The sequence below is a fragment of the Rhodococcus sp. 008 genome, assembly GCF_001682295.1.
Classification (GTDB): Bacteria; Actinomycetota; Actinomycetes; order Mycobacteriales; family Mycobacteriaceae; genus Rhodococcus_F; species Rhodococcus_F qingshengii.
In genome coordinates this window covers 513,885-534,626 of record NZ_CP012749.1, presented here as the reverse complement: position 1 = coordinate 534,626, position 20,742 = coordinate 513,885, and the positions used below count along the sequence as shown (strand labels likewise).

19 protein-coding genes are annotated in these 20,742 nt (G+C 63.5%); 12 read left to right on the top strand and 7 right to left on the bottom strand.

Translation table 11 applies throughout. The features are described from left to right. Positions 1 to 27 precede the first annotated feature (27 nt). Positions 28 to 780, top strand: a complete 753-nt coding sequence (locus AOT96_RS02430; protein WP_007727631.1) for an SDR family oxidoreductase — start codon at positions 28 to 30, stop codon at positions 778 to 780. Next, positions 780 to 2,102, top strand: coding sequence for an NAD(P)/FAD-dependent oxidoreductase (locus tag AOT96_RS02425; RefSeq protein ID WP_003946361.1), 1,323 nt, complete (start codon positions 780 to 782; stop codon positions 2,100 to 2,102). The genes AOT96_RS02430 and AOT96_RS02425 overlap by 1 nt, the downstream gene beginning before the upstream one ends. 3 nt (positions 2,103 to 2,105) lie before the next feature. Here AOT96_RS02425 and AOT96_RS02420 read toward each other — a convergent pair whose 3' ends face one another. After that, positions 2,106 to 2,609, bottom strand: coding sequence for a COG4315 family predicted lipoprotein (locus AOT96_RS02420; protein WP_019744765.1), 504 nt, complete (start codon positions 2,607 to 2,609; stop codon positions 2,106 to 2,108). 125 nt (positions 2,610 to 2,734) lie between these two features. On the opposite strand from AOT96_RS02420, the gene AOT96_RS02415 reads away from it, so the two are divergent. The 3 genes from AOT96_RS02415 to AOT96_RS02405 are packed head-to-tail and all read left to right on the top strand — an operon-like array spanning position 2,735 to position 4,836. Then, on the top strand, positions 2,735 to 3,205 hold the full coding sequence (locus tag AOT96_RS02415) for a MarR family winged helix-turn-helix transcriptional regulator (RefSeq protein WP_007727626.1): 471 nt from the start codon (positions 2,735 to 2,737) through the stop codon (positions 3,203 to 3,205). A 1-nt stretch (position 3,206) separates the two neighbouring features. Next, positions 3,207 to 4,058 carry an ABC transporter ATP-binding protein gene (locus tag AOT96_RS02410; protein ID WP_065351252.1) on the top strand — a complete coding sequence of 284 codons (852 nt, stop codon included), beginning with the start codon at positions 3,207 to 3,209 and terminating at the stop codon, positions 4,056 to 4,058. Beyond that, entirely contained in the window at positions 4,018 to 4,836 is an 819-nt protein-coding gene (locus AOT96_RS02405; protein ID WP_007727621.1) for an ABC transporter permease, read from the top strand. The genes AOT96_RS02410 and AOT96_RS02405 overlap by 41 nt, the downstream gene beginning before the upstream one ends. A 26-nt stretch (positions 4,837 to 4,862) precedes the next feature. Here AOT96_RS02405 and AOT96_RS02400 read toward each other — a convergent pair whose 3' ends face one another. Further along, positions 4,863 to 5,306, bottom strand: coding sequence for a helix-turn-helix domain-containing protein (locus AOT96_RS02400; protein ID WP_003946341.1), 444 nt, complete (start codon positions 5,304 to 5,306; stop codon positions 4,863 to 4,865). Positions 5,307 to 5,872: 566 nt separating this feature from the next. Continuing rightward, positions 5,873 to 6,019 carry a hypothetical protein gene (locus AOT96_RS35195; protein ID WP_156423122.1) on the bottom strand — a complete coding sequence of 49 codons (147 nt, stop codon included), beginning with the start codon at positions 6,017 to 6,019 and terminating at the stop codon, positions 5,873 to 5,875. A 210-nt stretch (positions 6,020 to 6,229) separates the two neighbouring features. On the opposite strand from AOT96_RS35195, the gene AOT96_RS02395 reads away from it, so the two are divergent. After that, positions 6,230 to 7,042, top strand: a complete 813-nt coding sequence (locus AOT96_RS02395) for an FAD:protein FMN transferase (protein ID WP_007727618.1) — start codon at positions 6,230 to 6,232, stop codon at positions 7,040 to 7,042. A 1-nt stretch (position 7,043) separates the two neighbouring features. On the opposite strand, the gene pgi is transcribed toward AOT96_RS02395, so the two are convergent. After that, positions 7,044 to 8,699, bottom strand: coding sequence for a glucose-6-phosphate isomerase (gene pgi, locus AOT96_RS02390; protein ID WP_007727615.1), 1,656 nt, complete (start codon positions 8,697 to 8,699; stop codon positions 7,044 to 7,046). Between the two features lie 92 nt (positions 8,700 to 8,791). Between pgi and AOT96_RS02385 the strand changes: the two genes are divergently transcribed. Continuing rightward, the gene (locus AOT96_RS02385) at positions 8,792 to 10,246 is read left to right on the top strand and encodes an NAD-dependent succinate-semialdehyde dehydrogenase (protein WP_007727613.1); all 1,455 of its coding nucleotides are present in this window, start codon (positions 8,792 to 8,794) and stop codon (positions 10,244 to 10,246) included. Positions 10,247 to 10,320: 74 nt separating this feature from the next. Here AOT96_RS02385 and AOT96_RS02380 read toward each other — a convergent pair whose 3' ends face one another. Further along, a complete protein-coding gene (locus AOT96_RS02380; protein ID WP_003946362.1) occupies positions 10,321 to 10,647 on the bottom strand; it encodes a chorismate mutase in 327 nt (108 codons plus the stop codon). A 316-nt stretch (positions 10,648 to 10,963) separates the two neighbouring features. Between AOT96_RS02380 and pcrA the strand changes: the two genes are divergently transcribed. Beyond that, positions 10,964 to 13,456 (top strand): DNA helicase PcrA, encoded by a 2,493-nt coding sequence (gene pcrA, locus AOT96_RS02375; protein ID WP_003946394.1) that lies wholly within the window; start codon positions 10,964 to 10,966, stop codon positions 13,454 to 13,456. Positions 13,457 to 13,534: 78 nt separating this feature from the next. On the opposite strand, the gene AOT96_RS02370 is transcribed toward pcrA, so the two are convergent. Next, positions 13,535 to 14,557, bottom strand: a complete 1,023-nt coding sequence (locus AOT96_RS02370) for a M23 family metallopeptidase (RefSeq protein ID WP_054828357.1) — start codon at positions 14,555 to 14,557, stop codon at positions 13,535 to 13,537. Positions 14,558 to 14,789: 232 nt separating this feature from the next. Between AOT96_RS02370 and AOT96_RS02365 the strand changes: the two genes are divergently transcribed. The 3 genes from AOT96_RS02365 (at position 14,790) to sucD (ending at position 18,898) form a co-directional block, all read left to right on the top strand. After that, complete coding sequence (locus AOT96_RS02365) at positions 14,790 to 16,631, top strand: hypothetical protein (protein WP_231917385.1); 1,842 nt, start codon at positions 14,790 to 14,792, stop codon at positions 16,629 to 16,631. A 179-nt stretch (positions 16,632 to 16,810) separates the two neighbouring features. Then, on the top strand, positions 16,811 to 17,980 hold the full coding sequence (gene sucC, locus AOT96_RS02360; RefSeq protein WP_003946426.1) for an ADP-forming succinate--CoA ligase subunit beta: 1,170 nt from the start codon (positions 16,811 to 16,813) through the stop codon (positions 17,978 to 17,980). A gap of 15 nt (positions 17,981 to 17,995) precedes the next feature. After that, entirely contained in the window at positions 17,996 to 18,898 is a 903-nt protein-coding gene (sucD, locus tag AOT96_RS02355; protein WP_003946432.1) for a succinate--CoA ligase subunit alpha, read from the top strand. A 42-nt stretch (positions 18,899 to 18,940) separates the two neighbouring features. Here sucD and AOT96_RS02350 read toward each other — a convergent pair whose 3' ends face one another. Further along, positions 18,941 to 19,576 carry an IMPACT family protein gene (locus AOT96_RS02350; RefSeq protein WP_003946418.1) on the bottom strand — a complete coding sequence of 212 codons (636 nt, stop codon included), beginning with the start codon at positions 19,574 to 19,576 and terminating at the stop codon, positions 18,941 to 18,943. An 86-nt stretch (positions 19,577 to 19,662) separates the two neighbouring features. Here AOT96_RS02350 and AOT96_RS02345 point away from each other — a divergent pair, with 86 nt between their 5' ends. Beyond that, positions 19,663 to 20,706 carry a DUF5336 domain-containing protein gene (locus tag AOT96_RS02345; protein WP_064074026.1) on the top strand — a complete coding sequence of 348 codons (1,044 nt, stop codon included), beginning with the start codon at positions 19,663 to 19,665 and terminating at the stop codon, positions 20,704 to 20,706. Positions 20,707 to 20,742: the final 36 nt, after the last annotated feature.

Below are 20,742 nucleotides of genomic sequence, written 5' to 3'. Positions count from 1 at the left end.
AACTCGATGATGGTTACAGTTGCACCCATGACGCGGCAGAAGATTTTGATCACCGGTGCCAGTTCGGGTCTGGGTGAGGAGATGGCCAGGAGATTCGCCGCGGCCGGTCGCGACCTCGCGTTGTGTGCCCGGCGGACGGATCGTCTCGACACGCTGCGTGGGGAGCTGGTGGCGCAGTACCCGTCGATCAGCGTCGCAGTGCGCGAACTCGATGTGACCGAACACGATTCCGTCGTCCGGGTTTTCGGTGAGCTGCGCGACGAGTTGGGTGGCCTGGACCGGGTGATCGTGAACGCCGGGCTCGGCAAGGGCGCCAAGATCGGAACCGGAAAAGCGCACGCGAATCTTGCAACAGCGCAGACGAATTTTGTCGGCGCGCTGTCGCAGTGTGAAGCTGCGCTCGAGATCTTCCGCGCGCAGGACTCCGGACACCTGGTTCTCGTGTCCTCGATAAGCGCGGATCGGGGGCTACCCGGGCCAAAAGCGGCCTATTCGGCGAGCAAGGCGGGAGTAGCGGCGCTGGGTGAGGCGCTCAGTATCGAGTTGGCGCGCACACCTATTCGGGTCACCACGCTGCTGCCGGGCTTCATCAAGACCGACATGTCCGCCGGCGCCGGCGACGACGCTGCGCTCATGGCCAGTCTGGACGAAGGCGTCAGTGCCATGGTCGACGCTATCGAGAAGGAAACCACCCGAGCGGCGCTACCCGGCCTCAAGTGGCAAGGGATAGATGCGGCCCTACGATTCCTGCCCAACTCCGTGACAGCGAGGTTTGTCTGATGAGCATCCACATCTCGAACGGTAAGCCCCGGGTAGTGATCGTCGGTGGCGGCTTCGGTGGACTGTATGCAGCGAGACGACTCAAGAAGGCTGACGTCGAGGTGGTTCTGATCGACCGAGGGACCAGCCACGTCTTCCAGCCCCTGCTCTACCAGTGCGCCACGGGTCTGCTCTCCGAAGGGCAGATCGCAAGTCCGCTGCGACATCTGCTCGAGGACAACAAGAACACGAACGTCGTTCTGGGCGAGGCCAAGTCGGTGGACGCCGACGCCGGGATACTGACTGCCAGTCGCTTCGACGGGTCGACCTTCGAATTGCCGTACGACTACCTGATCGTGGCGGCTGGAATGCGCCAGTCCTACCACGGCCAGGACGAGTTCATCAAATGGGCGCCCGGCATGAAAACCCTCGACGACGCTTTGGCGATCAGGCGCAGTCTCATTGCTGCGTTCGAGATGGCCGAATCGCTCCCGACTGCGGAAGAACGTCGACCGTGGCTGACCTTCGCCGTGGCGGGCGGCGGACCCACCGGCGTCGAATTAGCCGGGCAGATCCGCGAATTGGCAATGCACGCGCTGACCAACGAGTTCCGGTCCATAGACCCGGACGAGGCAAGGGTACTGCTCTTCCACGGCGACGATCGGGTGCTCCCTTCGTTCAGTCGCAAGCTCTCGGCCGCGGCCAAACGTACTCTCGACGGGATCGGCGTCGAGACTCACCTCGGCGTGCACGTCACCGACGTGTGCGAGACCAGCATCGAGACGACGGACAAGAAGACAAAAGAGAAGCGGCAGTACGAGACCCGCACGATTCTGTGGACCGCGGGCGTCGAAGCAGTGCCGTTCGCCGAGGCACTGGCCACGGCGCTGGGTGTGAAGCAGGTCGGCGGTGGCCGCATCGAGGTGGAAGCCGATCTGACCGTTCCCGGCCACCCGAACGTCTACGTGGTGGGCGACCTCATGTCGCGGGACAAACTTGCCGGGGTGGCCGAGGTTGCGATGCAGGGTGGTCGGCACGCCGGTGCCCGGATCGCTGCAACCGTAGAAAACGGAGTGCCCAGCCGAAAACCGTTCAAGTACCGCGATCTTGGAACCGCGGCCTACATTTCGCGACGCCACGCGTTGCTTCAGGCAGGGCCGGTCCAGTTGTCCGGGTTCATCGGATGGGTGTCCTGGGGAATCATCCACATCGCGTTCCTCGCCGGTTTCCGCAACCGCGCCAGCACGGTGCTGAACTGGGGCGCAACCCTGGCGTCGAAAACGCGGCGGGAACGGGCAATCACGTACGGCGACCCCGAAACCGCTCGGCAGCCGTACAACTGAGGGTTACTCGGTCTTGAACACGGGGTTTCCGGCGGCGTCGATCATCCACCACAGGCTGCCGACGCTCTGTCCGAGCATGTCGCCGGGAACCTTGTCGTCGAGGTACCGATAAACAGGCTTGCCGTTGACGGTGATCTGGAAAGATCCTTCAGGCCCGTCGACAGTGTCGATGACGGCGTCGATTCCTTCGACGATCGGCGAATCCGTGACCGAGGTGACCGCCGGCCAGTAACGCAGGCACGCTTCGTCGCACGACCCGGCTTGTGAGTTCTCCTCGTCCGGGTTGTAGACGTAGACGGTCATGCCTTCGCCGTCGACGGCGATCGTCCCGAGTGGGGAGTCGGCGGTCTTCAGCAGGGGTGCATCAGCGGCGGCGGGTGGCGACAGCGACGTCGCAATGGCAGTGACGTTGTCTGCGCTGTCCCCGGAATCGAGGGCGTCGGGCGAGCAACCGGTGAGGATCAGGGCGCTACTCGCAACCGTCGCGAACAACCACTGTCTGCGCATGACGTCTCCGTTCTGGGCGGGAGTGCTCGGGACAAGCAATCGGGGATACCCGTTGCGGACGAGCTGAAAACGCCGGGCGTCCGGATTCCTCGACAATAGCTCTGTTACAGAGCTATTGTGAGGTTGTGGATGGAAGCGGAGCAAATCTTGCGGATGACGTCCTGGAGACGCTCGGACAATTGCGCCGGGGCACGAGGAAGGCGTCGGGGCGGCCGTTTGCGGAACGACCGCTCGCCGGCGCCCAGATCGAACTCGTCAGGCTGCTACGACGCAACCCGGGTCTGTCGGTGGCCGAGGCTGCCGGGCGATTGGGTGTCGCGGCAAACACGGTGTCCACCTTGGTGCGGCAGCTCGTCGACGAGGGAGTGATCGAACGCGTTGCCGACGAGGCCGACCGCCGCGTCGCGCGATTGGTGCTCGCGGACGAGGCGCGCGCCCGCGTCGAGGTGTGGCGTGATCGCCGGAGTGTGATTGTCGGTCAGGCATTGTCGACTCTGACCGCAGAGGACAGGGCAAGTATCGAGGCTGCTCTACCGGCCCTGTCTCGATTGGCGAGCGCTCTGGCAGCAGCCGGATCGGAAGGCGGGGGGCAGTGAGATGCTGACACAGTGGTGGAAGAGCCGAGCGGCAGGTTCACCCGACCCCGGCGCACACGCGGTCGAGATCGACTCGGTCACATACAAGTTCGGCGACCACCGCGCGGTGGACAACCTGAGTCTGGTCATCAATGCGGGGGAGTGTTTCGGCCTGCTCGGTCCCAACGGCGCAGGAAAGACTACGACGATCAGGTTGCTCAACACGTTACTTCCTCTGCAAGACGGTGACATTCGGATTCTCGGTCGCTCAGTTCGCAGCGAAGCGATGACCATTCGGCGCTACCTCGGGTACGTGCCACAACAGCTCTCGATCGAAAGCGCATTGACCGCACGCGAGAACGTGACCTGGTTCGCGCGACTGTACGACGTTCCGCGGTCCGAACGACGCGAGCGCGTCGACCAGGCGCTCGAGATGGTGGATCTGCTCGATTCAGGTGAGCGTCTCGCGTCGAGCTTCTCCGGCGGTATGGTGCGACGTCTCGAACTTGCGCAGGCACTGGTGAACCGACCGTCGCTGCTGGTGCTCGACGAACCGACGGTGGGGTTGGATCCCATTGCCCGCGAATCCGTCTGGAAGCGAGTGGCGGAGATGCAGAAGCGATACGGCATGACCGTCCTGCTCACGACGCACTACATGGAAGAAGCCGAGGAGTTGTGTGATCGTGTTGCGTTGATGCATCACGGTGAACTTCGTGCAGTGGGCGAGCCGAGCGCGTTGGCCGCCGAACTGGGGCCGGAGGCCACTCTCGAAGACGTGTTCCGTCACTACACCGGCGACGACCTCACCGGCGGCAAGTCAGGAGGTCTCCACGATGTCCGCAGTGCCCGTCGCACAGCGCGCCGCTTGGGCTGATCCCACTACCAACAGTCTTGCTCGATTGCTCTCGAGAATTTACACATTCTGCCTCGTGGAAGTTCAGAAGTTGCGGCACGACCGATCTGAATTGGTCACGCGCGCAATCCAGCCGATCCTCTGGTTGGTGATCTTCGGTCAGACGTTCAGTCATATCCGAGCGATCCCGACTGGCGACGTACCGTATCTCGACTTTCTCGCGCCGGGCATCATTGCGCAGTCCGCGCTTTTTGTTGCGATCTTCTACGGAATCCAGATCATCTGGGAGCGTGACGCGGGAGTCCTCACCAAACTCATGGTGACGCCGACGCCACGAGCCGCGCTGGTCACCGGAAAGGCATTTGCAGCCGGTATCCGTGCGGTCGCCCAGGCCGTGGTCGTAGTCGTTGTAGCGGCGCTGCTGGGCGTGAGCATGACGTGGAACCCGATCAAGCTGCTCGGCGTCGTGGCTGTCGTTGTCCTCGGCTCGGCGTTCTTCGCCTGTCTGTCGGTTGCGATCGCGGGGATCGTGCTCAAACGAGATCGATTGATGGGCATCGGCCAGGCGATCACCATGCCGTTGTTCTTCGCGTCCAACGCTCTGTACCCGGTCGAACTCATGCCGACGTGGGTTCAGTGGCTCAGTCGCATCAATCCGCTGAGTTACGAGGTGTCAGCGCTGCGCGGTCTGCTGATCGGAATGCCGACCGACTACCTCGTCGACTTCGGCGTGCTGATCGGGGCCGCGCTGCTCGGAATCATCACCGCTTCGGCACTATTGGGCCGCTTGACTCGCTGATCTGACTCGCTGAACTTCGCTCCGGACTAGTCGCGAGTGAACGGTGGGGTGTAGGTGCTGCAATCCGGAGGGACGGCCGGGAGTCCTTCGGACGAGCGAAGTTTCTCCGCAATCGATGAGAGCAAGTCCTGCGATTCAGGGGAGAGATCGACCGCTTTTATGGCCAGAGAACGTAATTCGCTGTCGTGGAACTCCTCGACAACCGAACGGTCTTCTTCCGGAATCAGTTCGGGATCTTGGCGAGGTGTCGGGCCGAAGAAGTACTCTGCTGCTACGCCGAAGTAATCGGCCAATGCCAAAACGACTTGCTCCGATGGATTCGTGCGCACACCGCTCCGGAGTTGCGAGAGGTACGGTGTCGAAATCTTGCATCCACGTTGCGAAAGGGCTTCCACAACTTGTGCGTTGGTGAGTCTCGGTGCTGTGGCCGGGTACAAGGCGTTCAAACGGTCCTTGAATGAATCGGTCACAATTCCTCCCTCGAGCGTGACCCAGCGTCACAGCTACTTCGCAGTTTTCACATAGTAGACGACACGGTTATTCTGGACTCTGGTCGAAAGTCCTTTCACCTGCGGATATTTGGCGCAGAAAGATTCCAAAGACTTTGTAAAGTATGTGATTTTCGCCGCGTACTGACCGTTCGTTTTGCCAAGGTGTACGGCGGTAGCGTATAAGCCGAACGGTGGTGGTTACGCCATTGTGCTGCAGGTTCTTTCAGCCGGTCCTATCCATTTTGTGTCGATGCATTCCTGCTCGGTCTGTAACGTGCGAAGCGCTGCCGCCGGGCACCGGGCGTCGTCGTGCCGGCGGTTGGCGCGCCGCGTGTCCGGGACTTCTTCTCGGTGCTCTGCTCGACGCTCGCGCGCAGTGGTGGGCCCGTATTTTGCTGCACTCGAGAGTGAGCGCTCAGGTGTGTCCACCTGCGAAAGTGACGCGCATTGAAAGCGGCCGATTGGTATGTCATCGACGTTGGAACACAGTGCTTCTCGTCGGTCCCCACTTTTTCATGCGGTGACATAAGGTTCATGCGGTGACATCAGCGCCGCCCGGGCGTGTTGCTGCGGCGGACCGGGCTCGAAGCGCAGCCGGCCCGGCCGGACATGTCGAGCGTCGACTCTGCGTCTTTCGGATCGGAATTGCCCGCTGCGCCAGTAGTAGTCGACGTCGTCGCAGTCAGGTGCATGTCAGAACCATGTGGAGGATTACACGTCTTGCACACGGAGGGCGACAGTCCGGGCGGCAATTCTGTCGCACAGATCTACCATCCAGTCCCCGCCGCGCGCTGCTCAACCTGCGGCATGTGTGCCTCGGCCTCGGAAGCGCTTTATGGCACGGGGGTTGCTGACCGGCGCATACTGGTTACAACACAGTGTGTTCGAAGGGCAGGACTGACATGGTCAGTGTCGAGAAGTGGGCGATGTGGGATTCCGCCGTGGAGGTGGACGTCACCGAGGGCGCTGCGCTGCCTACTGCGCACGCGTTGATCGCAGCTGCCATCGACGAAACCGAAGCGGTCTGCGACCTTCGCCGGGGAGACGCCGAGATTCACGCCGTCAACCTCGCTCAGGGAACTCCGGTCAAAGTGACACGACGTATGTCGGCTCTGCTGCGGTCGGCGCTGTGGGCTGCCCGTATGACCGGCGGTGCAGTCAATCCGCTCGCCGACAACTACTCCGAGGACGAATCCATTCCTCCGGTGCACCCGACCCCGACGTTCGAGGACGTACAGCTCGACGGAGACGTGGTGTACGCGCCCTGGGGTGCGTCGTTCGACATCACCGGAGTTGCCAAGGCCGACACCGTCGATCGCGCCGCGCAGATCGTCGCCGCCGAATTACAATGCGGCGTTGCTGTGCGGATCGGCGACGTGATCGCCACGGCCGGCCATGCACCAGCTGGTGGCTGGCAGATTCCGGTGCCGGACAGCGAAGAAGTCGAACTGATCAACGGAACCGCAATGGCGACGGCGCGGGCGCTGGAGCTGCCCTCCTGGGAGCCGAACCAGGAGCGGCCCTCCACGGAATGGGCACAGGTCTCGGTGATTGCTGACGACGCGGTGTGGGCGTACGCCGCGAGCGAGGCTGCGTTGATCCGGGGGATAAGCGCCATCAAATGGGTTGAACAGCAAGAGCTTCGCGCTCGGCTCGTCGACCGATCCGGACGCGTGTACACAACGGAAAGTTGGTTCGGCCCGGCGGCCGCGTGAGTCAGGCCCGTCCGCGCTCTCTGCGGTACCACTGCACCAGAGCATCTGTGGATGTGTCGCCGAGGTCGCCGGGTGCTGCTTCGGAAGAGAGCGCAGGCCCCAGTTCCATGGCTTGTGTCTTGCCGAGTTCGACGCCCCACTGATCGAACGGATTGACACCCCACACAGCACCTTCGACAAATACCTGGTGCTCGTAAAGTGCGATCAGCTGACCGACGACCGAGGGGGTCAGCTCCTTCGCCAAGATAGTGCTCGACGGCCGGTTGCCTGGCATCACCTTGTGTGGCACCAGCTCCGGAGCAGTGCCCTCTGACGCGATTTCTTCGGCAGTCTTGCCGAACGCGAGAACCTTTGTCTGAGCGAAGAAGTTACTCATGAGCAGATCGTGCATTGATCCCGTGCCGTCCGCAGTAGGCAGATCGTCGGTGGATTCCGCGAACCCGATGAAATCGGCAGGCACCAGCCAGGTGCCCTGATGCAGGAGTTGGTAGAAGGCGTGTTGGCCGTTGGTTCCGGGCTCGCCCCAGAAGATCTCACCGGTGGACGTGGTCACCGGTGAGCCGTCGGCGCGAACCGATTTGCCGTTGGATTCCATGGTCAGCTGCTGCAGGTAGGCGGGAAAGCGCAGCAAGTCGTTGGAGTAGGGCAGCACTGCGCGGGACTGTGCGCCGAAGAAGTTGGAATACCAGAGCCCGATGAGGCCGAGGAGGACCGGCGCGTTCTGCTCGAGCGGTTGGTTTCGGAAGTGCGTGTCGATCTGGTGGAAACCGTCGAGGAACTCCGCAAAGCGAACGGGTCCGACGGCACACATGACCGACAAGCCGATCGCCGAGTCGACGGAGTAGCGCCCGCCGACCCAATCCCAGAACCCGAACATGTTCGCGGTGTCGATGCCGAACTCCGCCACACGGTCACCGTGGGTGGAGACTGCGACGAAATGCTTGGCTACGGCCGAGACGTCTTCGCTGCCCAGACCGGCGAACAGCCAACGCTTTGCCGCTGTCGCGTTGGTGAGGGTCTCGAGGGTGGAGAACGTCTTGGATGCGACGATGAAGAGCGTCGTCTCCGGATCGAGGTCGTCGAGCTGTCCGACCAGATCGACAGGGTCGATGTTGGAGACGAACCGGACGCTGATTCCGGCGTCGGCGTAATGCCGTAGTGCGCGGTAGACCATCACCGGCCCGAGGTCGGAACCGCCGATGCCGATGTTGACGATGGTGCGGATGCGCTTGCCGGTAGCTCCGGTCCACTCGCCGCTGCGCACACGATCGGCAAAAGCGCCCATCGCGTCCAGAACTTCGTGAACGTCGGCGACGACGTCTTGACCGTCGACGGTCAGCGCAGAATCCTTGGGCAGACGCAGTGCTGTGTGCAGTACGGCGCGGTCTTCGGAAGTGTTGATGTGATCGCCCGCGAACATCGCGTCGCGTCGTGCCTCGACGCCGGCCTCGCGGGCCAGGTCGACGAGCAGCGCGAGAGTCTCGCGGCTGACGCGATGCTTGCTGTAGTCGATGTGAAGATCACCGGCGTCGATCGTCAGCTCTCGCCCGCGGGCTGGATCGTCCTGGAAGAGTTCTCGCAGGTGAACGCCTTCGATGTCGGCGTAATGAGCGCGCAGTTTCTGCCAGGCTGAGGTTCCGGTGATGTCAGTGCTCACGATCATCGACTTTAGTGGCACAAGCTGGAAACTTCCGCGTGAGTCTCGCTCGCGGGCAGACGGACGCGGCTCCGACGAGCATCATGGAACCCATGGACACATTCGAATTCATTCGATCAGTTCCCACCCAGTTGTTCGTCGGCGGTCGGTTCGTGCCCGCGGAGAACAACGCGACCTTCCCGGTGGCGGATCCGGCGACCGGGAAATCGTTGACCGATGTCGCCGATGCGAGCCCCGCGGACGCGCTGCGCGCTCTCGACGAAGCCGTCGCCGTCTCGTCGAAGTGGGCGAGCACACCTGCGCGCGAGCGTGGTGAAATCCTGCGAGCCGTCTTCGAGAAGATCACCGAGCGAGCCGAGGACGTGGCGCTGCTGATGACCCTCGAAATGGGCAAGGCACTCGCCGAAAGTCGCGCCGAGGTGAAGTACGGGGCGGAGTTCTTCCGGTGGTTCAGCGAGGAGGCCGTTCGCATCGGCGGGCGCTACACGCCGGCCCCGGCGGGCAACGGCCGGATCCTTGTCACCAAGGCGCCGGTCGGACCGTGTCTGGCCATCACTCCCTGGAATTTCCCGTTGGCGATGGGTACCCGCAAGATCGGCCCGGCGTTGGCCGCCGGCTGCACGATCATCGTCAAGCCCGCCTCGGAGACCCCGTTGACGATGTTGTTGCTTGCTCAGCTCATGGCCGAAGCCGGGTTGCCCGACGGAGTCCTCTCGGTGTTGCCGACATCGAAATCCGGTGAAGTGACCGGCCCTCTCATCGACGACCCTCGACTGCGCAAGCTCACCTTCACCGGGTCCACCGGCGTCGGCAAGATGCTGGTGGAGAAGTCCGCGAAGCGATTGCTCCGCACGTCGATGGAATTGGGTGGCAACGCACCCTTCGTGGTGTTCGACGACGCGGACGTCGACAAGGCAGTCGAGGGCGCGGTACTGGCGAAGCTTCGCAACGGAGGCGAAGCATGCACCGCCGCCAACCGGTTCCACGTCGCCAACGCCGTGCGTGAAGAGTTCACGACCAAGCTGACCGAGAAGATGGCGACTTTCACGATGGGACCCGGTACCGACCCGGAGACGAAGCTCGGCCCGCTGATCAACCAGAACCAGCTCGACACGGTCGCGGAGTTGGTTGCAGATGCGGTGGATGCCGGGGCGAAGGTGCGACTGGGCGGCGAAGCGCCGGGTGGTGAAGGGTACTTCTATCCAGCCACGGTGTTGGCAGACGTTCCGGCCAGCGCGCGGATTCTGAAAGAAGAGGTGTTCGGACCCGTCGCCGCGATCACCGGCTTCGACACCGAAGCCGAGGGAATCGCAGCCGCCAACGACACCGAGTTCGGACTGGCCGCGTACATCTTCACGAGGGATCTCGACCGTGCGCTTCGGGTTTCCGACGCACTGGAATCAGGAATGATCGGCGTCAACCGCGGAGTGATCTCGGACGCGGCAGCGCCGTTCGGTGGCGTGAAGGAATCCGGATTCGGCCGCGAGGGCGGGACCGAGGGGATCGAGGAATACCTGAACACGAAGTACATCGCGCTCGAGAGCTGATACACACGCGAACGGCCACATCGGGACTGCCAGAGGCATCCGATGTGGCCGTTCGCAAGTGATCTGGGTGTGCGCTAGTGGCCCAGGCGTCCGCGGCCCAGGCGCAGGAGCAGCATCGCGAGAGTGTGGCCTTCCTGGCCCAGCTCGTTGAATCGTTCGAGGACCTTCATCTCGCGGCTGTGCACCAGACGCGGACCACCCGATGCCATCCGGGTACGGCCGATGATCTGGGAGACCTCGGAGCGGCGTTTGATGGCCGCGAGGATCTCGGCGTCGAGACGGTCGATTTCTTTCCGTAGTTCGTCGATCTCCGCCTCACTCTGGGGGATCTCGACGTCTGTCGGAGCAGTTTTTACAGTATCGACAGTATTTCCATGGGGGGCTGCAGCCTGGGTGCTCATTGCTATTCGTCTCCTCTTCCTACTGCGTGGATCGTGGTCTCGGCTCGGGTCGTTACCGATCCAGGCACACTGACGAAAATGCCCCGGATCCGATTCGGACCAGGGGCGGGTGAGCTGTTCAGATCACGTGCACCGAGGTCCGGGGCACGTAAAGTAACGCCACAGCGGGCCGACGGGGTCGGCCGTGTTGTCGCGAACGGAAATGCTGAACATAGCGTCCAGTTTGCCATGCTCGACACAGGTAATCCAAGTGCCTCTACCAGCAGGTGGACGCACTGACGACCGTGTCGGTGGACGCCGGTAGCGTGGACAGGCGATGAACACGTACCCAGCACTCGGTGAGCACGACGGACATTCCCAGCACGACGGGGGCGGCGCGCGGGGACACGACGCGGGTTCGGACGCCCTCCTCGAGGGTCTCAACCCGCAACAGCGCGAGGCCGTGGTCCATGCCGGTTCGCCGTTGCTGATAGTCGCGGGCGCCGGCTCGGGCAAGACTGCAGTGCTGACGCGTCGTATCGCCTATCTGCTGGCCGAACGGGGTGTCACCCCCGGTCAGATCCTGGCCATCACGTTCACCAACAAGGCTGCGGCCGAGATGCGCGAGCGTGTGGCAGCTCTTGTCGGACCGCGTGCCAACGCCATGTGGGTATCGACGTTCCACTCCAGTTGCGTGCGGATCCTGCGAGCACAGGCGGCGCTCCTGCCCGGTTTGAACTCGAATTTCTCGATCTACGATTCCGACGATTCGCGTCGACTGCTGACGATGATCTCGAAGGACCTCGAGCTCGACACCAAACGATTCTCCGCGCGCCTTCTCGCTACTCACATCTCCAACCTGAAGAACGAACTCGTCGGACCGGAAGAGGCGGTTGTCGCAGCCGATCAGGATCCGGCCGAACTTCCGCGACTGATCGCCAAGGTCTACGGCCACTACCAACAGCGGCTGCGTGCGGCGAACGCACTCGACTTCGACGATCTCATCGGTGAGACCGTCGCGCTTCTTCAGGCGTTTCCACAGATAGCCGAGTACTACCGCCGCCGCTTCCGTCACGTGCTCGTCGACGAGTACCAGGACACCAACCACGCGCAGTACATGCTTGTGCGTGAACTGGTCGGCGGTGCCGGCGAGTCCGACCACGCCGTTGCCCCGGCCGAACTGTGCGTCGTCGGTGACGCCGATCAGTCGATCTACGCATTCCGCGGAGCCACTATCCGCAACATCGAAGAGTTCGAACGCGACTACCCGGATGCTCGGACCATCCTTCTCGAACAGAACTACCGTTCGACGCAGAACATTCTGTCTGCGGCCAACTCCGTGATTTCCAAGAACACCGGCCGACGAGAAAAGCGTCTGTGGACCGATTCGGGTGAAGGCGAACTGATCGTCGGCTACGTTGCAGACAACGAGCACGACGAAGCATCGTTTGTCGCCTCGGAGATCGATCGGCTGGTGGACCAGGGCGAGACCAAGTTCGCCGACATCGCGGTGTTCTACCGGACCAACAACTCCTCGCGCGCGCTCGAGGAGATCTTCATTCGACTCGGAGTGCCGTACAAGGTGGTCGGCGGCGTTCGCTTCTACGAGCGCAAGGAAGTTCGGGACATCGTCGCGTATCTGCGCGTCCTCGCCAACGAGGACGACACCGTGAGCCTGCGACGCATTCTCAACACGCCCCGACGCGGTATCGGTGATCGAGCCGAAGCCTGCGTCGCCGTGCACTCCGAGCATCGCAACATCAGCTTCGCCGCCGCTCTCCGTGACGGCGCGGAAGGCAAAGTGGCGCTGCTCAATACGCGGTCACAGAAGGCCATCGCGTCGTTCCTCGAGATGATGGACGGGCTGCGGGCCCTGCTACCGACAGCGGCCGCCGACGAGGACGAACCGTTCGAGCTCGGTGACATCGGTGAGGTTGCCGAGGCGGTGCTCGAGCGCACCGGCTACCGCGCCGAGCTTGCGGCGAGCAGCGATCCGCAGGATGGCGCGCGACTCGACAACTTGAACGAACTCGTCAGCGTGGCAAGGGAATTCAGTTCCGACGCGCGAAACGCGGCCGGGCTGATCGATCCGGACGACGAGGAAACCGCAGCAATGCGTGAAGGTGAACCCGATCCGGGTTCGCTTGCCGCCTTCCTCGAACGGGTATCGCTTGTCGCCGACGCCGATCAACTGCCGGACTCCGACGACGGCGTCGTGACCATGATGACGCTTCACACCGCCAAGGGCCTCGAGTTCCCGGTCGTCTTCGTCACCGGTTGGGAGGACGGGCAGTTCCCGCACATGCGCGCCCTCGGCGATCCGGCGGAGCTGTCCGAAGAGCGTCGACTTGCTTACGTCGGCATCACCCGTGCCAGGCAGCGCCTGTACCTGACGCGCGCGATCATGCGTTCGGCGTGGGGGCAACCGATCCAGAACCCGGCGTCGCGGTTCATCCAGGAGATCCCGGAGGACCTGATCAACTGGCGCCGTGAGGATCCGGGCACCGGTGGCGGATTCGGAAGCGGCAGGCCGGGTTACGGCAGCGGAAGCCGCTACGGCAGCCAGGGCGGCCAGGGATACGGCGGCGGGCAGAACTACGGGGGAGGGTCCGGCAAGGCCGCGTCGACTCCCAGTTTCGGTGCCGCGCGTGGCCGCAACAACGTTCTGGTCCTCGCCACGGGTGACCGCGTCAGTCACGACAAGTACGGTCTGGGCACCGTGTTGGAAACCAAGGGCACTGGCCCCACCGCGACGGTCACCATCGACTTCGGTAGCGCGGGCAAGGTGCGGTTGATGCTCATCGGCGGTGTGCCGATGGTCAAGCTGTAGAAGACAGGCAAAAACTTCCGGCCCGTACCTGGAAAGGTGCGGGCCGGAAGTTTTTCATCAGAAGCGTTGGGCTTGCGATCAGTCCTGCTCGACGCCGAGGCTGATGCCGCGTGAGGCGAGCCAGGGGAGGGGATCGATCTTGTTCTCGCCGGCGAGATGAACCTCGAAGTGAAGGTGAGGGCCGGTGGAGAAGCCGCGGTTGCCGACAGTGGCGATCTGGTCTCCGGCCATGACCTGCTGACCGACCGTGACGGTGGACGTGTCGATGTGGCCGTAGACGGTGATCGTTCCGTCTGCGTGCTGTAGGCGTACCCACATGCCGAACCCGGAAGCCGGACCTGAATCGATGACCTTGCCGTCGGCGACGGCGACGATGGGCGTCCCGATCGGGGCGGCGATGTCGACGCCGGCGTGCAGGGTGCCCCAGCGGGTGCCGAAGTTGGACGTGAACGTGCCCACTGCCGGCAGGACGAACAGCGGGCGACGGGCAGCGGCTTCGCGTGCTGCGCGCTCGTCACTGAAACGCTGGCCCTTGGCAAGCAGGTTGCTGAACTGGGAGAGGTCGGTCGGCGCTGCGACGTTGAGGACCTGCGGAGCGTCGGCCTCGGTGGTGGCTGCCGTGGAGGTGGCCGGAGCGAACTGAGCGGCCTGCGGTTCTGCGGTGGTACCGATCGCGGAGGACTCGTTGGCGAGTGCAACTTCCGAGTGGTCGGCGGCAGAAGAGGAACCGTCGTTGACAACTGCCTGGCCCGCGGCGACAACCGCGCCGGCTGCAACTGCCAGAACGGCGGCGCGGCCCTTGAGAGCGGAGGGAGGGGTGGGGAGTCGGTGAGCACCGCTGCGGCGAACCGGAGATTCGACATCGACTGTCGGTGCGGAGGTGGCGTAAGTGGGGGTGCTGATCACGTCGGACTCGACGAACTCGTGAGAGTCGGAATCTGACGACGTGGAGGATGAATTTCGAGTGAACATATCGGTAGAGATCTCAGAACTTTTGGTCTCGGTGTAACGCCTGGCCGAGTGCGTTGGATAAGTGGTCGTGACCTCGTCTGGAGCTGAGTTCGAGAACCTACTAGCGGTGAACTGGCTGCGGTGATGCATATGCCGGTTCTCTCCTCGAGTTCGTGATCAGCCCGTGACTTAGACCGACTGACGGTAACGAAATGATTGCGATGGGCGCAAGCCGTAGCGGAAACCTGTCCGATTATGTGACGTGCCTCACAGCTTGACCTGGGAATATGTCGATCCGGGCAAAACGGACGAATCATCTCGTTTCGTGATCACGCGTGTCACAACCGGATCACCGGTCCATTCAGGCACTACCGTCGATCGAGTGTCCACAACACCTGGAACTACGTCGCAGGCGCGTTTCGACGACCCCGGAGTGAAGTCCGGGGCGCCACTCGCGGCGGTAATCGGACTGCTCGGTGCCGTCGGAGTGGCAGCCAGTCCCGTCGTCGGAGTCGGGAGTGCCCGCGGGGTCGACACGACGGGGGCTCTTGCTTCCGCCGCTCTCTTCGCTGCCGTCTGCACGATCGTCGTGCCGCTGGTTGCGGTGCTCACCTCGGGGCGCAGGCCCGCCTTCGCAGGCGGACTCCTGGCAGGTATCGGCGCGGTGTCCCTCGGCGCGGCGATCCTCGACGTTCAATTGTTCGTCGACGCAATCGATGCAAACCGCTTGGACCTTTTCCGTCCGATTTCGGCGGGTTCGATCGATGCGGGTCCGGGCGCTTATCTCGCGCTCGCGGGCCACGGACTTCTTGTGGTGTCCGGTGTCCTCGGCTTGATGGTCGTCCATCGTGAATCAGAGCGGGACGGATACGGCGGCGCTCGCGCCGCGGAATTCGACGGGCGATCGGTTGGCGGGCGGATCGGTGGGTGGCCGACAGCGCTGCTGATTCTGGCCGCGGTGGTGTTCGTGCTCTCCCTGTTCGGTCCTTCCTTCAGTTCGCAGGATCCGATCTTTCTGGTCAAACCGCTCGTCGACTCGGCGGCGGCCACCGCCGTCGGTACGGGATTGGTCGGCGTCGCGGTACTCGTTGCGGTCGCGGCGGCATTGACGTCCATCTCGCTACCGGTGGGCTGCGGCGCCCTGATCGGTGTCGGTCTCGGCGCACTCGCAGTCAGTGGAACCAGGGTGATGGCTGGGTTCGCGGCCGGCGATCGGATCGGCGCCGGTTCGGGATCGGTGGTCGGGGCACTGGCCGCCGTGGTCATCGCCGTGATCGGCGTTTCAGCTCCCTACCTCGCTTCCAGGCGTGAAAAAGATGCGATTCCCGCTGAAAGTGTGGTTCGCGCACCCGCGAAGACGACAAAGGGTGCGCTGAAAGCGGCGATGGTGGCTCAGTCCCGCGCGGCGCAAGCGCGGGTGAACAGACTTCACCGCGTTGCCGGTATCGGCGCAGTTGTCACCGCAGCAGTGGCAGCCCTGGGCGTGGCACTTCCGGTCCTGTCGTTGCCGGAGAACATCCCCGAACCGTCCATGCTCTCGTCTCGAGTTGTCCTGCTCGCGGCTGCTGTACTGCTGGTCGCCGGTCTGGGCTTGTTCGCCCCGGGCCGCGCCGCGGTGGTGCGGCCGGCCGTCGGCGTGTTGTGGACCACGGTCGTGATGGGAGTCGCCGCTGTCATGCAGTCGGCTGTCATCGCCACGGACGTACCGGGCGTCGGGTTGGGGGCCGGTGCCTTCGTGCTCTGCGGCGCGGCTTTCCTCGCTGCGGCGACGGGACTGCTCGTCTGGCTGGCGGGAAGCGCCGAGCGTGAGGATGTCGACACGTCGGTAGGTGGCGGTTCGCGAGGGCTGGTGCTTATCGTCGGTGGGATCGGCGCCGTCGCTGTCCTGATCGGAACCGCGCTTCCCCTCTATCAGGGCGACGCCTATACGGCGGCCTCAGTTCTGGAGTGGCCGTGGGGAATTGACGTCTGGGGTCAACTGCTCGTCGGCGTCACCGTCGTGATCGCCGCTGTGATCGCAGCGTCCGCGCGGCCGTCGCGGGGCGCGGCATTGCTGATCGGATCTGCCGTGGCAGCTCTGGTGTACGTCGGTGAGTGGCCGCTCACGTCATCGCGCATATCGGACGCAACCGTGGGGGTGGGTGCGATCACAGCGGCCACGGGCATAGTGTTGCTTCTCGTTGCAGCGTTCTCGAGCGCAAGAATCAGTGAGACTGATGCTTGACAAATTCGGTGTGGCCACCTTGCCGAATCGGTGAGGCGTGCCTCATCGGGCAATTGCGCGTGACTTGGGCCACATAGCATCAATGCGGGCGCAAACCGAACGCGGCAACTGGTTAAAGTCCAGAACAGACCCGCTCCTACCCCTCGAGCGGGTGACAACGCAGACGAGACGGTGAGCAGATGGATCTCTTCGAATACCAGGCGAAGGAACTCTTCGCCAAGCACGGAGTGCCGACTTCGGCTGGACGTGTTACAGACACAGTCGCCGGCGCACGCGAGATTGCCGAAGAAATCGGTAAGCCCGTGATGGTGAAGGCACAGGTCAAGGTAGGCGGCCGCGGCAAGGCCGGTGGCGTCAAGTACTCGCCCGACGTGGATGCCGCAGTGGCAAACGCCGAGGCAATCCTGGGCCTGGACATCAAGGGCCATGTCGTCAAGAAGCTGCTGGTCGCAGAGGCAAGTGACATTGCCGAGGAGTACTACATCTCCTTCCTGCTCGACCGCACCAACCGCACCTACCTGGCCATGTGCTCGGTAGAGGGTGGCGTCGAGATCGAGGTCACCGCCGAGGAGAACCCCGACGCTCTCGCCAAGATCCCCGTCGACGCAGTCAAGGGCGTCGACCTCGCGTTCGCGCGCAGCATCGCCGAGGCAGGAAAGCTGCCCGCAGAGGTGCTCGACGCAGCGGCCGTGACGATCCAGAAGCTGTGGGAGGTCTTCATCGGCGAAGACGCACTCCTCGTCGAGGTCAACCCCCTCGTTCGTACGCCTGACGATCAGATCCTCGCCCTCGACGGCAAGGTCACCCTCGACGAGAACGCAGCGTTCCGTCAGCCCGGCCACGAGGCATTCGAGGATCGCGACGCTACCGATCCCCTCGAGCTCAAGGCCAAGGAAAACGACCTCAACTACGTCAAGCTCGACGGTGAGGTCGGAATCATCGGCAACGGCGCAGGCCTGGTCATGTCCACGCTGGACGTCGTCGCATACGCCGGCGAGAACCACGGTGGCGTCAAGCCCGCCAACTTCCTCGACATCGGCGGCGGAGCTTCCGCTGCAGTCATGGCTGCCGGCCTGGATGTCATCCTCAACGATGCACAGGTCAAGAGCGTGTTCGTCAACGTCTTCGGCGGCATCACCGCGTGTGACGCAGTTGCCAACGGCATCGTCGGCGCACTGAAGACCCTGGGTGACGAGGCCAACAAGCCGCTCGTCGTTCGCCTGGACGGAAACAACGTCGAAGAGGGTCGTCGCATCCTCGCCGAGGCCAACCACCCGCTGGTCACGGTCGTCGCAACCATGGACGAGGCCGCCGACAAGGCCGCCGAACTCGCTCACGCAGCGAAGTAAGGGACTCACAGAACAATGGCAATCTTCCTCACCAAGGATTCAAAGGTCATCGTCCAGGGCATCACCGGCGGCGAGGGCACCAAGCACACCGCTCTGATGCTCAAGGCCGGCACCCAGGTCGTCGGCGGCGTCAACGCTCGCAAGGCCGGCACCACGGTCTCGCACGTTGCAGCTGACGGTTCCCCTGTCGAGCTCCCCGTCTTCGCGACGGTCGAAGAGGCAATCAAGGAGACCGGCGCAGACGTCTCCATCGCATTCGTTCCCCCGGCCTTCTCGAAGGACGCCATCGTCGAGGCCATCGACGCGGAGATCCCGCTCCTCGTGGTCATCACCGAGGGCATCCCGGTTCAGGACTCCGCTTACGCTTGGGCGTACAACGAGTCCAAGGGCAAGAAGACCCGCATCATCGGACCGAACTGCCCCGGCATCATCACCCCGGGTGAGGCCCTCGTCGGCATCACGCCCGCCAACATTGCAGGCACCGGCCCCATCGGCCTGGTCTCCAAGTCGGGCACCCTGACCTACCAGATGATGTACGAACTCCGTGACTTCGGCTTCTCCACCGCCATCGGCATCGGCGGCGACCCGGTCATCGGAACCACCCACATCGACGCCATCGAGGCGTTCGAGAAGGATCCCGAGACCAAGGTCATCGTGATGATCGGTGAAATCGGTGGCGACGCCGAAGAGCGTGCAGCCGATTACATCAAGGCCAACGTCACCAAGCCGGTCGTCGGCTACGTGGCAGGCTTCACCGCTCCCGAAGGCAAGACCATGGGCCACGCCGGCGCCATCGTCTCCGGTTCCTCGGGAACGGCTCAGGCCAAGCAGGAAGCTCTCGAAGCTGCAGGCGTGAAGGTCGGCAAGACGCCGTCCGCTACCGCTGCTCTCGCTCGCGAGATTCTTCAGTCCCTGTAAGGGGCTTCGCCCCCGTGCGTGGTTAGGGAGTCTCCGGACTCCTTAACCACGCACAGTGGTATCGACCCACATCGACCCGGCAGGTTCCAACTGCCCGGCACCGGATGTGATGGATGCGACGATCGAGTCGAGATCGTCGGCGTCACCGGCGGCGAGTGTCATCACCGCCTTCGATCCATACGTAGTTCCGAGCACCGAGACGCCCCGCGCTCTCAGCTCCGCTTCCACCCGACCGGCCTCTGAGTGCCGGATCGCCAAAGTGCGCAGGACCTTTCTCTCCCTGGCCACAAGCTCGGCCGAATCGAGAGCCACCGAGACCGCTCCCGAATACGCGCGGACCAATCCACCGGCGCCGAGCTTGATTCCGCCGAAATAGCGCGTGACGACAACAATCACATCGACCAGATCTCGAGACTTGAGAACCTGAAGCATCGGCACCCCGGCAGTGCCGCCCGGTTCACCGTCGTCGTGTGCACGTTCGACGCGTGAGTTCGCCTCGTATCCGATCACGAAAGCCGAACAATGATGGCGCGCATCGGGATACAGCGATTTCTGCTCCGCGACGAACTCCGTGGCGGCTTCGGCGTCGTCTACTCGGTGAAGCGCGGCGATGAATCGTGAGTGCTTCACCTCGGTTTCGACGACGTGGTCGGCGCCGGGCGCGAGGGTGAAGGGCATCTGCCCATTGTCTCCTGTCGGTGTTAGCGTGCGAAGTCGAGACACATACGCTGGTAACCATCGAAGACCGTCTACGAGGAGAAGTCATGACGTTCACGCCGCAAGGGCCCAGCTTCGGGCCACCGAATCAGCCGGCAGCGGGCGGTGGAACCAAGAATCTCGGATTCATCCTGCTCATCGCCGTCGCGGCACTCGGCCTGATCAATTTCCTGCTCGGTTTTGCGCCCTTCACGTCGATCAGTGGAAGCAGCAGCGGCATCGGTAGCGGCCTGGATACCAGTTCGAGTTTCTTCGAATCGAGCATCTACGGCCTCGGATTCGTTTTCGCCGGCGGTGTGGTCGCAGGCGTCTCGCTGCTCCCGAAGCAGTCGTATGCAGGCATTGCCGCAGCGCTCACCCTCACGGGTTTCTTCGCTTTGGTGTTCGCCGCGTTCTCCGTCGGTACCAGCGACTACGTCGACATCAGCCTCGGTTGGGGCCTGATCATCGTGCTGATCCTCTCGTTCGTGCAGACCGTCGTCGCAGTCGCCGCGTTGTTGTTCGAGATCGGAATCCTGAAGGCGCCCGCGCCCCGACCGGTAGCTCAGCAGTACGGTCAGCAGCAGCCTTACGGCCAGGCGCCGGGGCAGGCGCCCGGTCAGCCACAGGGATACGGACAGGCTCAGTACGGCCAGCCTCAGCAGGCTCAGCAGCCGGGCCAGTACCAGCAGAATCCGCAGTACGGGCAGGCGCAGCAGCAGGGATACGGGGGAGCGCACGCCGCCCCCGTCGACCCGACCGCTTCGCAGCCGCCTTACGGCCAGACTGCGTCTCCCTACGGGCAGAACCCGGTGCAAAATCCCGGACAGACCGACTCGTCGGCCGCGACGACGTCGTCTTACTATCCGCTGACCTCTCAGCCCGGTGGCCAGCCGAACCCGAGTTACTCGTCGGATCAGTTCACCGCTCCACGCGGTTACGGCCAGCCGTACAACCAGCAGCAGACTGGCTCGACCGAGCAGCCGACGGGCTTCGAGCCGCCCACTTTCGAAGCGCCGACGCCGTCTGCGGAACCTGACCAGGGCAGCAGCGATTCCGCGGCCGAGACCAAGGTCTTCGGCTCGCAGAACCCCGACGAGCGTCAGCAGTAGTACTTCTTCGTTTCACGAACATGAATGTGGCCTCCG